Raw genomic sequence first — 15,139 nt, 5'->3', positions numbered from 1 at the left:
CAGCATCTCTTAATACGGGTATGATCGGGGTTTACGTTGTCCCAGCCAAGATAGTGGAAGTCGCCCACCGATGCAAAACACCAAGCACTTGCTAACCAGCCTCACCTTCGTGGGACTGCTCGCACTCGCCGGTTGTTCATTCCCCGGGGTTTACAAAATCGACATCCAGCAGGGCAATGTCGTCACACAGGACATGATAGACCAGTTACGGCCCGGAATGACCCGTCGGCAAGTAAGGTTTATCATGGGCAACCCCCTGTTGGTCGACACGTTTCACGCCAATCGCTGGGATTACCTGTACAGCCTGCAGCCAGGCGGCGGCGAACGCCAGCAGGAACGCATGAGCGTCATGTTCAACGGCAACGACCAACTGGTCGGCCTCTCTGGCGATTTCATGCCGGGCGTGAGCAAGGACCAGGCAATTCTGGGCAGCGACACCGACACCAACGCTACGCCCCAGCAGGGCGAGCCACAGAAGGCCGAAGAGCCACCCAAGCCTGGGTCGATGCTCGACGATATCCAGCGCGACGTGGACGGCGTGAAGACCGTTCCCGTCCCAGCGCCTCAGCCGCTGGACGTTTCGCCGCAGTAAGCAGGCGATACGAAAAAAGCCCGGTCATGCCGGGCTTTTTCATGGGCGGAGGAAAGTTATCTCAACGCGCTTTGCGCCCTTGCGCCGCTTTGGCCGCGCGCAATCGTCGCACCTCTTTCGGGTCCGCGAGCAACGGCCGGTAGAGCTCGATGCGGTCACCGGATTGCAGCACGTGCTCGGCGGGCGAATCCAGCAGCTTGGCAAAGATGCCTACCGGGCACTGACTGAAATCTACATTTGGGAAGCGCTGGACAATGCCCGACATCTCGATCGACTGGGCAACGGTTGTGCCCTCAGGCACTTGCAGCCCGATCAATGCCTGATCATCGACCGCGGCATACGCCACTTCGATGTCGATCAGGTGCTCAACCATGCAGTTGCTTGGCGCGCTGGCAGAAGGCATCCACCAAGGTGTTGGCGGCCTGATTGAACAGCGGACCCAAGGTGGCGCGAATGATCGGGCCGGCGTAGTCGAAGGAGAGGTCCAGACTGATCTTGCAGGCCTTCTCGCCCAGCGGCTTGAACACCCACACTCCGTGCAACTGGTTAAACGGACCTTCTTCCAGGTTCATTTCAATGGAGCTGCCGGGCACCAAGGTATTGCGAGTCACGAAATGTTGACTCAGCCCACCCTTGGCAATGTCCAGGTTGGCGCGCATCAGAGTGTCGGTTTCTTCGAGGATGGTGGTGGACGAACACCAAGGCAGAAACTCGGGGTAGCGGGACACGTCGTTGACCAGGTCATACAGGGCCTGAGCAGGATAAGGCAGCAGGGCCGAGCGTTGAATATGGGTAGTCATGCGGGCGTCACTTCCAAAGCTGGGCGGCGGACGCGAGAATCCGCGCCGGCCGAACGACGCCAACGGCGCCTTGAAAATAAGGTAGGCATGCCAGCAGACAGGGGGCACGCCAACGAAATCACGGGGCTTCTTTGTCGACAGCGGCAAAGCGCAGGCTATCCATAAAGATCAGGTATTGTCCGGTATTCATTGCAAGCGCTCAAGCGCATAGCAATACCGTAGCCGAGAGCGCAACGACTGCCTATAATGCGCGCCCTATGGCCAAATTAAAGAAACACCCTACAGGGACCATCGCGCAGAACAAGAAAGCGCGACACGATTACTTCATCGAACACCGTTTCGAGGCTGGCTTGGTCCTGGCCGGTTGGGAAGTAAAAAGCCTGCGTGCCGGCAAGGCGCAACTGGTGGACAGCTACGTGCTGCTCAAGGACGGCGAAGCCTGGCTGATGGGTAGCCACTTCACCCCCCTGACCACGGCCAGCACCCATGTGATCGCCGACCCGACGCGCACCCGCAAACTGCTGCTCAACCGCCGCGAGCTGGAAAAGCTGTTCGCCCAGGTTCAGCAGAAGGGCTATGCCTGCGTGGCCTTGTCGATCTACTGGAGCAAGCACTTGATCAAGTGTGAAATCGCTCTGGGCAAGGGCAAGAAGGAATACGACAAGCGCGATACCGAGCGCGAGCGCGATTCCAACCGCGAGCTGCAGCGTGCCGTGCGCAACAAGGGCAAGGAAGACTGATTCCTTCCTCCTGCAGCACTGCCTTGCCGCGTCTACCGGCCTGATTCCTGCAGGCCGCTGCGGCGCTGCGCGCGAGCGGTGCGTTGCACCGTCTGCCGTGCCTCGTCGAGCACGCCCTGCACATAAGTGATATGCAGGCTGGCCAATTCACGTGCCTGCTCCGCCTGACCGCTCACGATGGCCTGAAACAGCTGGCGATGCTGCGCGATCAACTTGTCTCGGGTTTCTCCGCTGTGCCGGTGCATGCCACCGATGTTCACCACCATGTTGCGCTTGAGCATGTCGAACAGCCCTCGCACGGTGTGCAGCAACACCGCGTTGTGACTGGCTTCGGCAATGGCCAGATGGAAGTTGGCATCGGCCACACCCTCCTCTTCCCGCGTGGCGTCCTCGACTCGGCGGTAACAGTCTTCCAAGACATCCATGGCCTGCCTCAGTCGATCGCGATCAATCTCGGTGGCGCGCTGCGCTGCATAGAAGGCGCACGACGCTTCCAGGGTATGACGAAACTCGAGCAGGTCACGCTGGCTTTCCGGATTGCTTTCCAGCAACGCCAACAGCGGATCGCTGAAGGTTGAGCCAAGCGTGTGGCAGACATAATTGCCCCCACCCTGACGGCTGACCAGCATGCCCTTGGCCACCAGTTTCTGGATGGCTTCACGCAACGAAGGCCGCGACACACCGAACTGCTCGGCCAGCGCCCGCTCGGCCGGCAAACGCTCGCCTGCCCTTAGCGTGCCTTCGAGAATCATGGCCTCCAGACGCTCGACGATGCCATCGGACAAACGCCGCTGACGGACTTGCTCAATACCCATGGGTGGCTCCAACACACGATTGCCCTGGCCGCACTCGACCAAAGTAATAGACAAGGAAATTGACAGCCCCACGGCTGCGTCCTAACCTGACCGGAACTTATTGTAAATTGGTATTACCAATTCCTGCAATACAGCGCCGTAGCGCCAAGCCTTCCAAAAAAAACAAGGGGCCTCAGTCTATGCAAACCTGGCAGCAGATATACAACCCGCTCGGCAGCCTCGGGCTATCCGCCCTGGTAGCTGTCATTCCCATCGTGTTCTTCTTCTTGGCGCTGGCCGTATTCCGCATGAAGGGGCACGTCGCCGGCAGCATCACCCTGGCGCTGTCCATCGTGCTGGCGATCTTCGCCTACGGCATGCCGGCCGACATGGCACTGGCTGCCGCTGGCTACGGCTTCATGTACGGGCTGTGGCCGATTGCCTGGATCATCGTCGCCGCCGTGTTCCTGTACAAACTCACGGTCAAGAGCGGTCAGTTCGAGATCATCCGCAGCTCGGTACTGTCGATCACCGACGACCAACGCCTGCAGGTGCTGCTGATCGGCTTCTGCTTCGGCGCGTTTCTGGAAGGCGCCGCAGGCTTTGGCGCACCGGTCGCCATCACTGCCGCCCTGCTGGTAGGCCTGGGCTTCAATCCGCTGTACGCGGCAGGCCTATGCCTGATCGCCAACACCGCACCTGTCGCTTTCGGCGCATTGGGTATCCCGATCATCGTGGCCGGCCAGGTGACCGGCATCGACCCGTTCAAAATCGGCGCCATGACCGGCCGCCAACTGCCGTTGCTGTCGTTGATCGTACCGTTCTGGCTGGTGTTTATCATGGACGGCCTGCGCGGCGTCCGGGAGACCTGGCCGGCAGCATTGGTTGCAGGCCTGAGCTTCGCCATCGTGCAGTACCTGACCTCCAACTTCATTGGCCCGGAACTGCCGGACATCACCTCGGCGCTGACCAGCATCGTCTGCCTGACCTTGTTCCTGAAAGTATGGCAGCCCAAGCGCAGCGCCAGCACTGATCAAGTGGCCGTGAGCGGTGGTGCTGCGGTAATGGGTGGCGGACCTGCGGGCAAAACCTCGGCGGTGGGCGGCTCCACACCAACGCCCTACAGCCTGGGAGAGATCCTCAAGGCGTGGTCGCCGTTCCTGATCCTGACCGTGCTGGTCACCATCTGGACTTTGAAGCCATTCAAAGCCATGTTCGCGCCGGGCGGCGCCATGTACAACTTCGTGTTCAACTTCGCCATCCCGCACCTGGACCAAATGGTGCTCAAGACCGCGCCCATCGTCGCCACCGCAACGCCAATGCCCGCCGTGTTCAAGTTCGACCCGATCTCGGCCACTGGTACAGCGATCCTGTTCGCCGCGATCATCTCGATGATGGTGCTGCGCATCGACATCAAGACCGCATTGAAGACATTCGGTGAAACCCTGTTCGAACTGCGCTGGCCGATCCTGTCCATCGGCATGGTGCTGGCGTTCGCCTTCGTCACCAACTTCTCGGGCATGTCTTCCACCATGGCGCTGATCCTGGCAGGCACTGGCTCCGCGTTCCCGTTCTTCTCGCCGTTCCTGGGCTGGCTGGGCGTGTTCCTGACCGGCTCGGACACCTCGTCCAACGCCTTGTTCGGCTCACTGCAAGCCACCACCGCGCACCAACTGGGCGTCAGCGATGTACTGATGGTGGCCGCCAACTCCAGCGGCGGCGTGACCGGCAAGATGATCTCGCCGCAGTCCATCGCCGTCGCCTGCGCCGCCACCGGCCTGGTGGGCCGCGAGTCCGACCTGCTGCGTTTCACGCTCAAGCACAGCCTGTTGTTCGCCACCATCATCGGCTTGATCACCCTGGCGCAGGCCTACTGGTTCACCGGCATGCTGGTGCACTGATTCCTGGCCGATATGCGTCCAACACACCCAACCTGGGGGCGATGTCGCCCCCTTTTGGTGCTAACTGAATTTATTTACATCCGCACACGTTTTCAACAGAACCCCTGCAAATGGGCGAAGTCCATTCATCAGGCCCGCAAGCAATCGGGCTATTTCTGACTGCGGACGCCGATCCTACCGAGGAGCGCCGAGTCCACCTTGAGTAAGGAGATTCTTATGAAGCGTACCTATCTGTCCGGCCTGATCGTAGCCTCTGCCCTGACCGCATCCCCTGTGTTCGCCGCTGACGACCTGTGCGAAGTGAACATGCAGAAGCTGAACGACGCCAAGACCACCTCGATGCAGCTCGGCGACCCAGCCAAGAGCCAATACGACGACGCGTACAAAGCCGCCATGGCCGCCCACGCTGCCAAGGACGAAAAAGCCTGCATCTCGCACTCCACCGACGCCATGAACATCCTGATGGATGCTCAGAAAAGCAAAGGCTGATCGCCAAGCCAACCATGGGGTTGGCCTGACGCCGCAAAATGACGTAGACTACGTCTCCCCTGCCTAACCGCAGGGACTGGGGCCGATTAGGATTCGACGCCGGTTGCGAAACTCTAGGTGCATGCCGACTTGGTAACAGAAGTCGTAAATCAACTGTTGCAACTTTCTATAGTTGCCAATGACGAAACCTACGAGGGCCAAGCTCTCGCTGCCTAACGGTAGCTGAGCCGCTCTTCTGGCTACTTCGGTGCCAGCGATCATCAGGGGATGCCTGTAAACCCAAAGTGATCGTCACGCAGAACAGGATCGTCGTGTAGCACGCTGTGGGCAAAGCGACTAAAACTTACACAGCTCGTCCAATGCACCCTGCCAGTCGGGCGGCTGCGGATTAACTCAGTAGACACGGCTAAGCATGTAGTACCGACAGCGGAGTACTGGCGGACGGGGGTTCAAATCCCCCCGGCTCCACCAAACAAGTACGGCAAATCAAGCACTTAGCGAAAATCGCAGGTGCTTTTTTTGTGTCCGAATGGGCTGGTTTGGCTCAGGAATGACAGCTTAATGACAGCACAGCGATTGGTGCCTGGCTGATCACGCGTCTGCGGGCAAAATGCGTTGTTCAAGCGCAGTTCATAGTTTTTTATCCCCTTACAGGACGTTACCGTTGGCCGGACTCATTGCTGCACTCAACATGCTTCCAGAGCGCTTAGCACTCCATGATGGCGAGCATTTGGCGCTTCCAAAGCAGTACTACAGCTCCGGCTATGTAGCAGTGTTGGCGGCTTTTTTACGGAATCAGGGCCTCGCCTCTGAGCAGTTCTCTTGCCACCACGAGTACAACGATGGGTACCTGAGAGCGATCGGCCTGTCTAAAGCGGTTTGGGGTATTGATAACTACAAGCAAAAACGCATAAATGCGGGTGCAACCTACGCACCACTTACGCATTTGGGATCAAGAGACGCAGTTGATGAAGGAACCGGTCAGATCAACGGCTGCCTCAGGGCTATGGCCAATTCTTCATCGGTAAATTACGCTCGTAGTCCGGTTTTTGCTGAACTGTTAGCTGTCGTTGGTGAACTTCACGACAACGTTTGGTCTCATGGTATGGACAGTGGGTTTTCGACGGCTCAGCGTCGGAATTGTCCGAAAGATGGACCTCTCATTGAGTTTTCTTTAGCAGACTGTGGAATGGGCTTTCGCAATGAGCTACAGCGAGCTAAAGTCAAGGACGTCGACACTGATCGCGCTGCCATTGAGTGGTGCATTCAGAAGGGAAACAGTAGCAAGCTGGCAGCGAAAATCGATCCTTGGGCACAGAGCGTCCCGGAAGGATTCGTAGGCAGTTCTCCGTTTGCTAAGGGAGTGGCCACTTATCAGAATACCGGGAATCATCACCAGGGTTTGGGACTCGCAAAGCTTTTTAGCCTTGCCAAGCAGTACGATGGGCTTCTGTATCTGGCATCCGGAAGCCACTACCTAGCACTTCAGAATGGCAATATCGCGTACCACGAGCTTGCTTATCCCTGGCAGGGTGTCGCTATCTCCTTAGCGATCAAGGAATCCAGCTTCATTGTTGGAGGCTATCCTGCCCAAGACGTTGATTCTAACGACATTTTCGAATTGATGAACGCATTACGAGGCTAATCATGGAAGCGTATACCTTTCAGCGCACCGACCTAGCGTCCCGCTCATTAGCAGCTCAGGAACGAGCAACCATCGAGACACTGCTCCAGAATAGCGATATGGTAAATGTCGATCTGGGCCGTGTGTCGTCTATCTCGGAGTCCTATGCGGATGAGTTATTCGGGGTACTCGTGCTTCAACGCGGTCTTGAGTACGTTACCAAGCATCTCCGCATCATTAATGCTGCCGACAACGTACTTCGTCCCATCGCTGTCGCCATGAAGCGCAGAACCATCGCTGCCTAATGGTTGCCGAAGAAAAAACCCCACACGACCCTGTGCTGGGGTTTTTTTATGCAAAAAATCAGAAAGCTTCTCAGTCCTCGCCGAAAGCTTAGAGCTCCTCGCCTCCTCGGCATCAAGCCACGGTAGGCGCGACAAGCAGCAAACCGTCCAAGGATCTGGACCGCATATATCGGCCTACTCAAGCGCCTGCAACGCATCACCTGGCACCTCATAATCCGATGCCATGCTGGCGTACGCTGGGGGTGACGACGCCCAATTTAAGCTGATGTTTTGCAAATAGAATCCGGCTGCAATAGGGTGGTTAGAGACCATCTATACCCTAGGAAATCGTTCATGGCTTTTTCTCCCGATGAAATTGAAAAGATACGTCAGATGCTCGCCAATGCTCCCCAGTATCCCGATCTCGCAAAGCTCATCGCAGATGGGCAGATTTCCAAAAAAGCAGGGGGCTATGAACCCATCACTCAAGCTGGATTTGACGCACTCCGCCCGTTCGCCAGGAGCGTCACTGTCAACCAAGAAACTCATAAATCAATTATTAAGCTGTACCCCAATCGGCGAAAGTAGGCGCTATAGAAGCGCCCGCCGTACGCCTTCGCTCACCACCACATCCAAGTAGCTGTAGTTGGCATTCTATTGAGCCATGATATCCCCACGAAAGCGCACTGTAGCCATTCGGCTTGGGTCGACTTCGCCGCTGGGCTTGACTCCCACCGACCGGACGTAAGCCCCAATGTCGTTCTCTACCCTCGGCGAACAGCGACCGATAATGGCCTTGACCATCTTCAGGACCTTGCTTTCGCTGGTATGTAAGCGGGGCTTGGCCGCCTACGCCGTATCAGTTGCCGTTGTAGAAGTAGTCGCGGAACGGCTGAACAGTGGCATCCTTGGTCAGGTTTAGCTTCATCAGCCTCAGCCTGCCGACGCCACCCAAGCCCTGGAATCGGGTCCAGACCTTTTTGGTATTAGCGCCGGTAGTGAACTGAAGCGACCAGCGAGTTTCCGTTGCAGCCGCCACGAATCGACTGGACGCCAGAGTGGTGCCGGGGAAAGCATGGCCGGCGCCATCGTCTGCGCCGGTGTTGATCTGCAACTGAGGGTAGTTCCCGGTGAAGCTGGCGGTTCTGGTACCGCTGACAATGTATGTCGTGGACGGCTCCACAGCCAGGCCTGAGGCAGCGTCGTTCGACGTGGTGAAGTTGTCGAAATTTCCAGATGCGCCGGTGTACTCGATAAATGGATTGCCGCCGTTGAAGCCTGCTTCGGTCTTTCGTACGTAGGCGGGGTCAGCGGACCACCCAGCGAGATCGGCCGCGAACTTGTAGTTCTGGATCAGCTGCAGACCGCGGCGATCGCCGCTGCTGGCAATGACTCCTGGAATTGAGGCTTTGATGCCTGCTCCAGCAGTTATTCCATTGCCTGCCGCGACGGTCATAGCTCGTCGATCTCATAGATGGCGTTTCCAGTCGGAGTTACACGGAATAAGCCGCGCCCTAGCCATAAGGCCTGACAGGCAGTTTCTGAAAATGTGAACGCAGGAACCCACTTATCGCCGACTGGTTTCTCCACAACAACCGTGCCGGACGTGATTGCAGCAGTTACCACAAGTGGCGAATTGGACCAGCGCCAGGCGCGGCTCTACCCGCTTAAGTACTAGCTTCATGAGTTACTCCGCGCCACGAAATGGCGGTGGTGAATTTGTGGAGCGGCCTGCATCGGCGTTCAGCGCGCGGCGTCCGCTCCGGGCCAGCACCATGTCTTGGCACCGATGGATAGCAGCGCAGAACTCGGTCTGCTCCATCGGGTGCTCAACAGGCAGCGCCAGGTAGGCGTTCCACACTTCGCCGAGCAGCCGCGCTGTGGTGGCTTCCTGATCGGTGGGCATCGGCTATTTGCTCTGGCTGCGCTTGATCTGCGCGTCGACTTGATCGGCACAGGTATCGAGCAGATTGACCGCGCGATCCTTCAGCGCCCAAAGGTCGCCGTTCAGCGCCAGGTTGTCATCGCTATCGCTGACCCGCTCGCACGGCACCATTATCGGCGCTTCCAGCCTTACCGCTGATGTCTTTACCACCGCCGGCTGCGGGCTTGCCGCGCAGGCCGTCAGGCAAAGGCTGATCAGCCCACTTGCGAACAGCCGGGCTCTTACGCTTGAGGTCTTCAAAGTCCTTCCTCGCTTGGCGGGCCTTGTCTTCGCTGGCCTTGAGGCGCTGCTGCAGATCGGCCATGTAGTTGGCGTTACGCTTGGCCTCGGCCTGGAGCGTCGTGATGGTCTTCAAGCTTTCGGTGTTGGCTTCGGTTGCATCCTTGGCCGCTCGTGTCTGCACCGTCACCTGCCCCTCTAACGCGATCACGCGGTACTGCTGGATGGCAATGAGCAGTGCAGCCACCAAAGCGATGATCAGTGCAGCGGCAATGTTTTTGAGCAGGCTCATAGGCTTTCCGCCTTGCGTCCCAGGAACTTCACGATCATTTCGCGGATGACGGTCACACCGACAAAGCCGATTGCACCGCCGGCGGCAACGGACAGGCTCGAAGGCCACTCCATCCACTCGATGACGCTGCTCGCGGACAGGCTCAGCCCGCCACAAATCAGCGACTCCAGCAGGACGCGCCGCTTGCTGGTCTCTTTGGCCTCGTACAACACCCGAAGCCCAGAAATTACCGTTGCCATGATCGCTCCTTGCCAGAGAGGGTTGGCCAGGTACAGGCGAAGGTGCAGCCATACCTGGGCCCAGAGGTCAGGGTCTTTCTCTGGCATGATTGAAATCCGAATGCCTCCCCGGGCGGGGAGCGGTTGGTGAATAGGCCGGCGGCGCCTGCATCAGCGCGCGGCGCGAAAGGCTTTGTAGATCAGTCCACCCGGCTCCAACGCTTTCCGTACGATTTCGTTCAGATGCGCCGGATTGTTCAGCCGAGCCTCCACCGCGCCGATTCTCGCAGCGATTGCATAATCCGATGCGGTGCGCTCCGACATCTCTTTGAGAACCAAGTCGACCGATTTGGGCTTGGGTATTTGCGCGGATTTAATATCGGCAACGCCAATGTTGAAGCCTGCGGCCACGTACTTTCCGTCAAGCACCTTCAATGTCACGCCCATCTTGGCATTACGAACTTCCGCCTTGGGGATGTAAGTGACGCCGTCAATGACGACGAAGGGATCTGGCTGTGGCGCTTGGGCACCTTCCGACAGCACCACACGTATTACCCCGCCGACCTCCAGTCTTCCGCCCTTGTGCATTTTCCAGCCGGAGACACCCGGCACATAGTTATGACTTTGCATCGTGTGCTCCATTTGCGAAAAAGGCCCGCCGAAATGGCGAGCCTTGGAATAGGTGCAGATGCCGGGTGCTGATCGGCCCGGTTGCTTCGTCTTGGCACTCAATGGGCGGTTCACCCTCGAAGCGCATTCCGCTCTGCGCGCATCAGCCTGCGCATTCATCTGCATAACGCGACGTCTTTCCACCAGTCCATTGAGGCCGCCTTGGAGCAAATCACGATGTTTGGGGCGCTTCAATTGTCGGTGTTCTTCGTGTCATTAACGACCGTAAATACCGTGTATAGGCTTGAACAAGCCAGGGTAGGATTTGGTGAAATTCATATTCGATTTGACACCGCTTTCTCAAAATCAAGTCTATATTTTCTCTACACCTGTTTTTTGCGGTAGGTGGCAACCGATATCGGAGCCAACCACAAGGAACGCCTAATGAAACGAAGCATCTTGATTCTTCTCGCTGCACTCCTTCCCTCGATCGCGCTGGCCAACTGCCCTGAGGGATTCGTTCGAATCGGCACCATGGAGAAAGAAAGTAATGGCCAATTCGGTAGAGAGGCAAAAGTTCCAGCCGAGCTTGCGCAAGTGAACCTTCCCCCAAGATTCGTGGTAGACACCAATTACCAGCAAGGCGACTTTCAGGCGGCGGGCGGGGACGCGAGACCGGTTATGAATGCTGGCGATATTCCACCAGGATTCTTTCTTAAGGCCAAAGGTTCTGAGTCGCCCAACTGCGCAGGCTGGTCTATACAAAAGCCTGAGACAAAAGTGCTACAGCGGAATGGAAATGTCATTCTACAGGAGGCCTTAGCTATCCGTTTGTACTGCCATTCAGGTAGCGGAGAAATCTGCAAAAGCGGCTCAGGATGCAACGTTTCGGTCGAGGTTTGCGCAAAGCAGGGCAAATAACAAGAAGCCCAGAGGGCGTATAGCGCTCTGGGCTTTCCTGTCGTGTCGCGCTGAAAGCTAAACACCGTGCCATGAAAACAGGTGTTTATCCGCCCGGAAAGAACTTTTTACGGAGCCTCACGCAAATGCTCCCGCGCTGAGTCAATCCAGGCCACCCCGGCCTTGATAATCTCCCGCGCCTTACGCTCAGCCATCCGGTTCTGTTCACCAATCCTGATGGCCGTCCACTTGGCCCCGAAGTAGAGCCAGACGAAATCGCCCATCTGCTGGTAGGGCTTGATCAGCCTGGCCACTGCGGCATCGACGACGAGTGCAGCGTCGTCGGTCAGCGTGTAGGTGATGCCCGAGGTGGCCGCAGCAGCCCCGTGCGATGGCGAGACATACCGAGGCACGCCCATGCCGTCCATGCGCCAGCTCCCCCACTGCTCGAGCAGCCACTCGGTGTCGCCCAGGGGTTTGTTAATGTAGGTACGCTTTTTCATGCAGCCCTCCGGGGCGGGTTCGGATCAGTGTCGAGGCCAAACAGTTCACGCAGCAGCGCGTTGGCGATCTTGTTCTTCGCGTTGCCGTCGGCCACCCAGCTTTCAGCGTACGCGCCGAACTTCAAGGGACCTTGATACCCGTGCCAGTCGGCCACCAGATCCATGAATGCGGCGGAGCCGATGCGGCCATTGGGCTTGTCCAACAGCAAGCGGTTGGCGCGCTTGAGGAACGTGCGTTCGCCTTCGTTGAGGGTCTTGCGCTGCACTACCGACGATAAATTACTCATGATCTTTCCTCCCCTCCCGACTGCTAAACCTGACTACTCGCCCCATCTCGACCTGCTCTTCAGTGGGCGGCTTGCCAGCGAACGGCACGAAGCGCACGTAATGCCCCTGGGCCTGCACCATGCAGGACCCCGGCGTGGCGTGACGGCATTTGCCCACGATCAGCTCGGTAGCACCGTTCTGGCCTTCCTCGCTTTCCTTGTCGCAATGCACCAGGATCACCACGTCGGCATCCTGCTCGATCTGGCCGGAATCACGCAGGTCGCTCGGGCGCGGCTTCTTGTCGGGGCGATTGGTGGGGCCTCGGTTCAGTTGCGCCAGCACGATCACGGGCACTTGCAGTTCCTTCGCCAGGTTCTTCAGTCCGGTCGAGATCTTGCCCACCTCGAGCGTGCGGTTCTGCCCACCACCCTCTGAGGCGATCAGGGTGATGTAATCCACGACAATGACGTCGAGGCCTTCATGCTTCTGGCACTGCCGCGCGATTGAGCGGATGCGCGCCAGGGTCATCCCGGCCTGATCATTGACGTAAAGCCGGGCCTTCTGCAGCTTGCCCACGGCACCGGTGATCTTTGGCCAGTCGTCATCCTGGATGGTGCTGCCTTCGTCCAGTCGACTGAGATTGACGGCGCCCATGGAGGCGATACCGCGCGTGATCAGCTCTTCCTTGGTCATCTCCATTGAGAACACCAGGCCAGCACCGCCGAGCTGGGTGGTGACGTGCTGTGCGACCTGCAGGCCGAGGATCGTTTTGCCCGACCCGGTGAGGCCGGCCACCACGATCATGTTGCCCTTGCGCAGCCCTCTCACAATCTCGTCCAGATCCGGCAGGCCAGTCGAAAGGCCGCGCGGGGCGTTGCCGTTGTACTTGGCGTCTATCAGGCTCACCACGCCCGGCAGGATGTCAGCCGCCGAGTGATAGTCAGGCTCGCCATCGTCTAGATCCCGCAGATCGGCAGTAGCTTGCTGAGCCAAAGCAATAATCTCCGCCACAGGGCGGTCATCGCTTGCGCTGTCGCGGATGACTTCGGCGGCATGTACCACGCGCCGCAGAGCTGAGCGCTCCAGCACCACACGGAGGTAGGCCTTCCAGTTCGCTGTGCTGGGCGTGTTCTTGGCGATGATCCCTGCGAAAGCCATGGTCCTTTCGCCGCTGGGCAAATACGGATGCACGTCGTCGAGGGTCAGCAATAAGACGCTGAGCAACATCCAGAGCTGCCTCCGTTCGGCTCTTAATGATGCATGCGACGAGGAGCTGATCGAGGTCAACCCGCTGGCTGGCTGGACGTATTCCCGCAAGGAGGCGCCGCCGAAAGACGATGACGTAGACCCGTTCAGCCCGGATGAACAGGCCGCAGTCCTGGGTGCTCTCAATGGCCAGACACGCAACCTAGTGCAATTCGCGCTGTGGACCGGCCTGCGCACAAGTGAACTGGTGGCCCTCGACTGGACAGACGTTGACTGGATTCGTGGTGAGGTGGTTATCAGCAAGGCCATGACCCAAGCGGCAGGCGGTGTAGCAGAAATGACAAAGACCTCTGCGGGTCGACGGAGCGTGAAGCTACTACGCCCTGCCCTGGAGGCGCTGAAAGCTCAGAAGGCTCATACCTTCCTCGCTGACCAAGAAGTGTTTCAGAACTCCCGAACTCTTGCGCGATGGGCCGGAGATCAACCGATCCGCAAGACCATGTGGATGCCAGCCATGAAAAGGTCAGGTGTTAGGTACCGCCGCCCTTACCAAACCCGACACACCTACGCCTCGATGATGCTGTCCGCCGGCGAGCATCCTATGTGGGTGGCGCAGCAGATGGGGCATACCGACTGGACGATGATCGCGCGAGTCTACGGTCGCTGGATGCCTTCAGAAAGACATGACTCTGGCGCGAAAGCGGTAGATCTGTGGGCGCCTCAAGCTTATACCTGCATAATACCGGCTTTGAATAATCGCTACGAATAGGTTGCCTCGCGCTTACGGTACGGGGGGCGGAGATAGAAATGGCAAGGAAGTTAGAAGTTGACGAGTATGTATTCGTCCCAGCATCAAGATTTAATGGCATGGAAGACTTGTCCTCTGTGGTTTGGAGGACGAAAGTCGTAGAGGCTGGGCACGGAAAAGTAAAAATCCAGATGCGCGATGGAAGCATCTCGGACTGGATTGGATCATCACTATGCCATAGGAACATAGGGGTACTGATTGTTACGCTGGGTGATCTCGCGACGGAAGATACGTTGTTGGACCCACTGGCAAAGTCGGTTCTGCAGTTTTGTCGCTTGCTTGTCCCCGACGACCAAGTCAGGGCCTACAAGATTAGATCAGTAAATGAGCTAAAGGCTATCTGGGGCAAAGACCACGCGAACTACTCCCACGTGATTTTTGTAGGGCATGGGAGCAAGAGAGGTCTCAATTTCGCCATCGATGGTTGGGCGACGCCGGAAGTATTGAATGAAGCTTTCCGGAAACGGGGCGCCGCCCCAAAAGTGTTCATTTCGTTGTGCTGCCAGACCGGATTTCAAGCAGTGGGAGGTGTGCTTTCCAAGATGCCGATCTGCTCGCAGTTTATTGCTCCGTTCCACAGCGTCCACGGAGCAATAGCTTCTCAGTTCGCGCAAACATTTTTGGCATTCCATTTGCTGCAGGGCGAGACCACGGGTGTTGCATTCAATCATGCAAGAGAGAGCACGCCTGGCAGCACTAGCTTCAGGCTGTGGAGAAATGGGCGATTGAAAGCCGGCCCTGCCGTATGACCATTTGACCTTAATGACAGCAAAATGACAGCCTTCGCGATGCAACCCGCGCAAAGTGCGCATGGGACGGGGGTTCAAATCCCCCCGGCTCCACCAAATCTGCAGAAGAAGGCGCCTTAGGGCGTCTTTTTTTGTGTCTGGAATTCAGTGAATACATAAATGTCAGCGACACCAGCGGCTGCTATTCGAGCGTCTGGCT

21 protein-coding genes, 1 other RNA gene and 1 pseudogene are annotated in these 15,139 nt (G+C 57.8%); 11 read left to right on the top strand and 12 right to left on the bottom strand.

Annotated features, from left to right (window positions below; translation table 11 throughout):
* The first annotated feature begins 70 nt into the window (after positions 1 to 70).
* Positions 71 to 592, top strand: coding sequence for an outer membrane protein assembly factor BamE (locus tag IFT57_RS25110; protein WP_192051255.1), 522 nt, complete (start codon positions 71 to 73; stop codon positions 590 to 592).
* 61 nt (positions 593 to 653) lie between these two features.
* Here IFT57_RS25110 and IFT57_RS25105 read toward each other — a convergent pair whose 3' ends face one another.
* Both IFT57_RS25105 and IFT57_RS25100 read right to left on the bottom strand, forming a co-directional pair.
* The gene (locus IFT57_RS25105) at positions 654 to 965 is read right to left on the bottom strand and encodes an RnfH family protein (RefSeq protein WP_192153048.1); all 312 of its coding nucleotides are present in this window, start codon (positions 963 to 965) and stop codon (positions 654 to 656) included.
* On the bottom strand, positions 958 to 1,392 hold the full coding sequence (locus IFT57_RS25100; protein WP_122480203.1) for a type II toxin-antitoxin system RatA family toxin: 435 nt from the start codon (positions 1,390 to 1,392) through the stop codon (positions 958 to 960). The genes IFT57_RS25105 and IFT57_RS25100 overlap by 8 nt, the downstream gene beginning before the upstream one ends.
* Positions 1,393 to 1,649: 257 nt before the next feature.
* On the opposite strand from IFT57_RS25100, the gene smpB reads away from it, so the two are divergent.
* The gene (gene smpB / locus IFT57_RS25095; RefSeq protein WP_043190812.1) at positions 1,650 to 2,132 is read left to right on the top strand and encodes an SsrA-binding protein SmpB; all 483 of its coding nucleotides are present in this window, start codon (positions 1,650 to 1,652) and stop codon (positions 2,130 to 2,132) included.
* 32 nt (positions 2,133 to 2,164) lie between these two features.
* Here smpB and IFT57_RS25090 read toward each other — a convergent pair whose 3' ends face one another.
* Positions 2,165 to 2,947: a GntR family transcriptional regulator gene (locus tag IFT57_RS25090; protein ID WP_185795392.1), complete on the bottom strand. Its 783-nt coding sequence runs from the start codon at positions 2,945 to 2,947 to the stop codon at positions 2,165 to 2,167.
* A 179-nt stretch (positions 2,948 to 3,126) separates the two neighbouring features.
* Here IFT57_RS25090 and IFT57_RS25085 point away from each other — a divergent pair, with 179 nt between their 5' ends.
* From IFT57_RS25085 to IFT57_RS25060, 6 genes are all read left to right on the top strand, one after another.
* Complete coding sequence (locus tag IFT57_RS25085) at positions 3,127 to 4,827, top strand: lactate permease LctP family transporter (protein WP_122800094.1); 1,701 nt, start codon at positions 3,127 to 3,129, stop codon at positions 4,825 to 4,827.
* Between the two features lie 216 nt (positions 4,828 to 5,043).
* The gene (locus IFT57_RS25080) at positions 5,044 to 5,316 is read left to right on the top strand and encodes a hypothetical protein (protein WP_192153047.1); all 273 of its coding nucleotides are present in this window, start codon (positions 5,044 to 5,046) and stop codon (positions 5,314 to 5,316) included.
* Positions 5,317 to 5,394: 78 nt separating this feature from the next.
* Positions 5,395 to 5,787: a transfer-messenger RNA gene (gene ssrA, locus IFT57_RS25075) on the top strand.
* Between the two features lie 193 nt (positions 5,788 to 5,980).
* A complete protein-coding gene (locus IFT57_RS25070) occupies positions 5,981 to 6,961 on the top strand; it encodes a hypothetical protein (RefSeq protein ID WP_192153046.1) in 981 nt (326 codons plus the stop codon).
* A gap of 2 nt (positions 6,962 to 6,963) precedes the next feature.
* Positions 6,964 to 7,245, top strand: a complete 282-nt coding sequence (locus tag IFT57_RS25065) for an STAS-like domain-containing protein (RefSeq protein WP_192153045.1) — start codon at positions 6,964 to 6,966, stop codon at positions 7,243 to 7,245.
* A 333-nt stretch (positions 7,246 to 7,578) separates the two neighbouring features.
* Positions 7,579 to 7,812: a hypothetical protein gene (locus IFT57_RS25060; protein ID WP_192153044.1), complete on the top strand. Its 234-nt coding sequence runs from the start codon at positions 7,579 to 7,581 to the stop codon at positions 7,810 to 7,812.
* Positions 7,813 to 8,083: 271 nt separating this feature from the next.
* Here the strand turns inward: IFT57_RS25060 and IFT57_RS25055 are convergent, their stop codons facing one another.
* From IFT57_RS25055 to IFT57_RS25030, 6 genes are all read right to left on the bottom strand, one after another.
* Positions 8,084 to 8,680 (bottom strand): hypothetical protein, encoded by a 597-nt coding sequence (locus tag IFT57_RS25055; RefSeq protein WP_192153043.1) that lies wholly within the window; start codon positions 8,678 to 8,680, stop codon positions 8,084 to 8,086.
* Positions 8,681 to 8,911: 231 nt separating this feature from the next.
* The gene (locus IFT57_RS25050) at positions 8,912 to 9,130 is read right to left on the bottom strand and encodes a hypothetical protein (RefSeq protein WP_192153042.1); all 219 of its coding nucleotides are present in this window, start codon (positions 9,128 to 9,130) and stop codon (positions 8,912 to 8,914) included.
* A 3-nt stretch (positions 9,131 to 9,133) separates the two neighbouring features.
* Positions 9,134 to 9,319 (bottom strand): hypothetical protein, encoded by a 186-nt coding sequence (locus IFT57_RS26900; protein WP_342030379.1) that lies wholly within the window; start codon positions 9,317 to 9,319, stop codon positions 9,134 to 9,136.
* A complete protein-coding gene (locus IFT57_RS25040) occupies positions 9,252 to 9,680 on the bottom strand; it encodes a hypothetical protein (RefSeq protein ID WP_192153040.1) in 429 nt (142 codons plus the stop codon). Before IFT57_RS25040 ends, IFT57_RS26900 begins: the two co-directional genes overlap by 68 nt.
* Positions 9,677 to 10,006 (bottom strand): phage holin, lambda family, encoded by a 330-nt coding sequence (locus IFT57_RS25035; RefSeq protein ID WP_192153039.1) that lies wholly within the window; start codon positions 10,004 to 10,006, stop codon positions 9,677 to 9,679. Before IFT57_RS25035 ends, IFT57_RS25040 begins: the two co-directional genes overlap by 4 nt.
* A gap of 63 nt (positions 10,007 to 10,069) precedes the next feature.
* Positions 10,070 to 10,762 carry a hypothetical protein gene (locus IFT57_RS25030; RefSeq protein WP_192153038.1) on the bottom strand — a complete coding sequence of 231 codons (693 nt, stop codon included), beginning with the start codon at positions 10,760 to 10,762 and terminating at the stop codon, positions 10,070 to 10,072.
* A gap of 189 nt (positions 10,763 to 10,951) precedes the next feature.
* On the opposite strand from IFT57_RS25030, the gene IFT57_RS25025 reads away from it, so the two are divergent.
* Positions 10,952 to 11,428, top strand: coding sequence for a hypothetical protein (locus tag IFT57_RS25025; RefSeq protein ID WP_192153037.1), 477 nt, complete (start codon positions 10,952 to 10,954; stop codon positions 11,426 to 11,428).
* A gap of 107 nt (positions 11,429 to 11,535) precedes the next feature.
* Here IFT57_RS25025 and IFT57_RS25020 read toward each other — a convergent pair whose 3' ends face one another.
* The 3 genes from IFT57_RS25020 to IFT57_RS25010 are packed head-to-tail and all read right to left on the bottom strand — an operon-like array spanning position 11,536 to position 13,386.
* On the bottom strand, positions 11,536 to 11,910 hold the full coding sequence (locus IFT57_RS25020) for an antiterminator Q family protein (protein WP_192153036.1): 375 nt from the start codon (positions 11,908 to 11,910) through the stop codon (positions 11,536 to 11,538).
* Entirely contained in the window at positions 11,907 to 12,197 is a 291-nt protein-coding gene (locus tag IFT57_RS25015) for a hypothetical protein (protein ID WP_192153035.1), read from the bottom strand. The genes IFT57_RS25020 and IFT57_RS25015 overlap by 4 nt, the downstream gene beginning before the upstream one ends.
* Positions 12,190 to 13,386: a replicative DNA helicase gene (locus tag IFT57_RS25010; RefSeq protein ID WP_244657428.1), complete on the bottom strand. Its 1,197-nt coding sequence runs from the start codon at positions 13,384 to 13,386 to the stop codon at positions 12,190 to 12,192. The genes IFT57_RS25015 and IFT57_RS25010 overlap by 8 nt, the downstream gene beginning before the upstream one ends.
* On the opposite strand from IFT57_RS25010, the pseudogene IFT57_RS25005 reads away from it, so the two are divergent.
* Positions 13,376 to 14,152, top strand: a pseudogene (locus IFT57_RS25005) (tyrosine-type recombinase/integrase); the annotation flags it as partial. The gene IFT57_RS25010 and the pseudogene IFT57_RS25005 overlap by 11 nt on opposite strands.
* A 98-nt stretch (positions 14,153 to 14,250) precedes the next feature.
* A complete protein-coding gene (locus tag IFT57_RS25000) occupies positions 14,251 to 14,940 on the top strand; it encodes a hypothetical protein (RefSeq protein ID WP_192153033.1) in 690 nt (229 codons plus the stop codon).
* Positions 14,941 to 15,139: the final 199 nt, after the last annotated feature.

The sequence above is a fragment of the Pseudomonas sp. CFBP 13719 genome (genome assembly GCF_014842095.1).
Taxonomy (GTDB): domain Bacteria; phylum Pseudomonadota; class Gammaproteobacteria; order Pseudomonadales; family Pseudomonadaceae; genus Aquipseudomonas.
This window is presented reverse-complemented; position numbering and strand designations above follow the sequence as displayed.

Bases quoted from the DNA above. Each gene is read 5' to 3' on its own strand.
- smpB (WP_043190812.1), top strand. From the start codon at position 1,650: ATGGCCAAATTAAAGAAACACCCTACAGGGACCATCGCGCAGAACAAG.
- IFT57_RS25110 (WP_192051255.1), top strand. From the start codon at position 71: ATGCAAAACACCAAGCACTTGCTAACCAGCCTCACCTTCGTGGGACTG.
- IFT57_RS25085 (WP_122800094.1), top strand. From the start codon at position 3,127: ATGCAAACCTGGCAGCAGATATACAACCCGCTCGGCAGCCTCGGGCTA.
- IFT57_RS25090 (WP_185795392.1), bottom strand. From the start codon at position 2,947: ATGGGTATTGAGCAAGTCCGTCAGCGGCGTTTGTCCGATGGCATCGTC.
- IFT57_RS25035 (WP_192153039.1), bottom strand. From the start codon at position 10,006: ATGCCAGAGAAAGACCCTGACCTCTGGGCCCAGGTATGGCTGCACCTT.
- IFT57_RS25020 (WP_192153036.1), bottom strand. From the start codon at position 11,910: ATGAAAAAGCGTACCTACATTAACAAACCCCTGGGCGACACCGAGTGG.
- IFT57_RS25055 (WP_192153043.1), bottom strand. From the start codon at position 8,680: ATGACCGTCGCGGCAGGCAATGGAATAACTGCTGGAGCAGGCATCAAA.
- IFT57_RS25060 (WP_192153044.1), top strand. From the start codon at position 7,579: ATGGCTTTTTCTCCCGATGAAATTGAAAAGATACGTCAGATGCTCGCC.
- IFT57_RS25000 (WP_192153033.1), top strand. From the start codon at position 14,251: ATGGAAGACTTGTCCTCTGTGGTTTGGAGGACGAAAGTCGTAGAGGCT.
- IFT57_RS25025 (WP_192153037.1), top strand. From the start codon at position 10,952: ATGAAACGAAGCATCTTGATTCTTCTCGCTGCACTCCTTCCCTCGATC.
- IFT57_RS25080 (WP_192153047.1), top strand. From the start codon at position 5,044: ATGAAGCGTACCTATCTGTCCGGCCTGATCGTAGCCTCTGCCCTGACC.
- IFT57_RS25100 (WP_122480203.1), bottom strand. From the start codon at position 1,392: ATGACTACCCATATTCAACGCTCGGCCCTGCTGCCTTATCCTGCTCAG.
- IFT57_RS25065 (WP_192153045.1), top strand. From the start codon at position 6,964: ATGGAAGCGTATACCTTTCAGCGCACCGACCTAGCGTCCCGCTCATTA.
- IFT57_RS25015 (WP_192153035.1), bottom strand. From the start codon at position 12,197: ATGAGTAATTTATCGTCGGTAGTGCAGCGCAAGACCCTCAACGAAGGC.
- IFT57_RS25040 (WP_192153040.1), bottom strand. From the start codon at position 9,680: ATGAGCCTGCTCAAAAACATTGCCGCTGCACTGATCATCGCTTTGGTG.
- IFT57_RS25050 (WP_192153042.1), bottom strand. From the start codon at position 9,130: ATGCCCACCGATCAGGAAGCCACCACAGCGCGGCTGCTCGGCGAAGTG.
- IFT57_RS25105 (WP_192153048.1), bottom strand. From the start codon at position 965: ATGGTTGAGCACCTGATCGACATCGAAGTGGCGTATGCCGCGGTCGAT.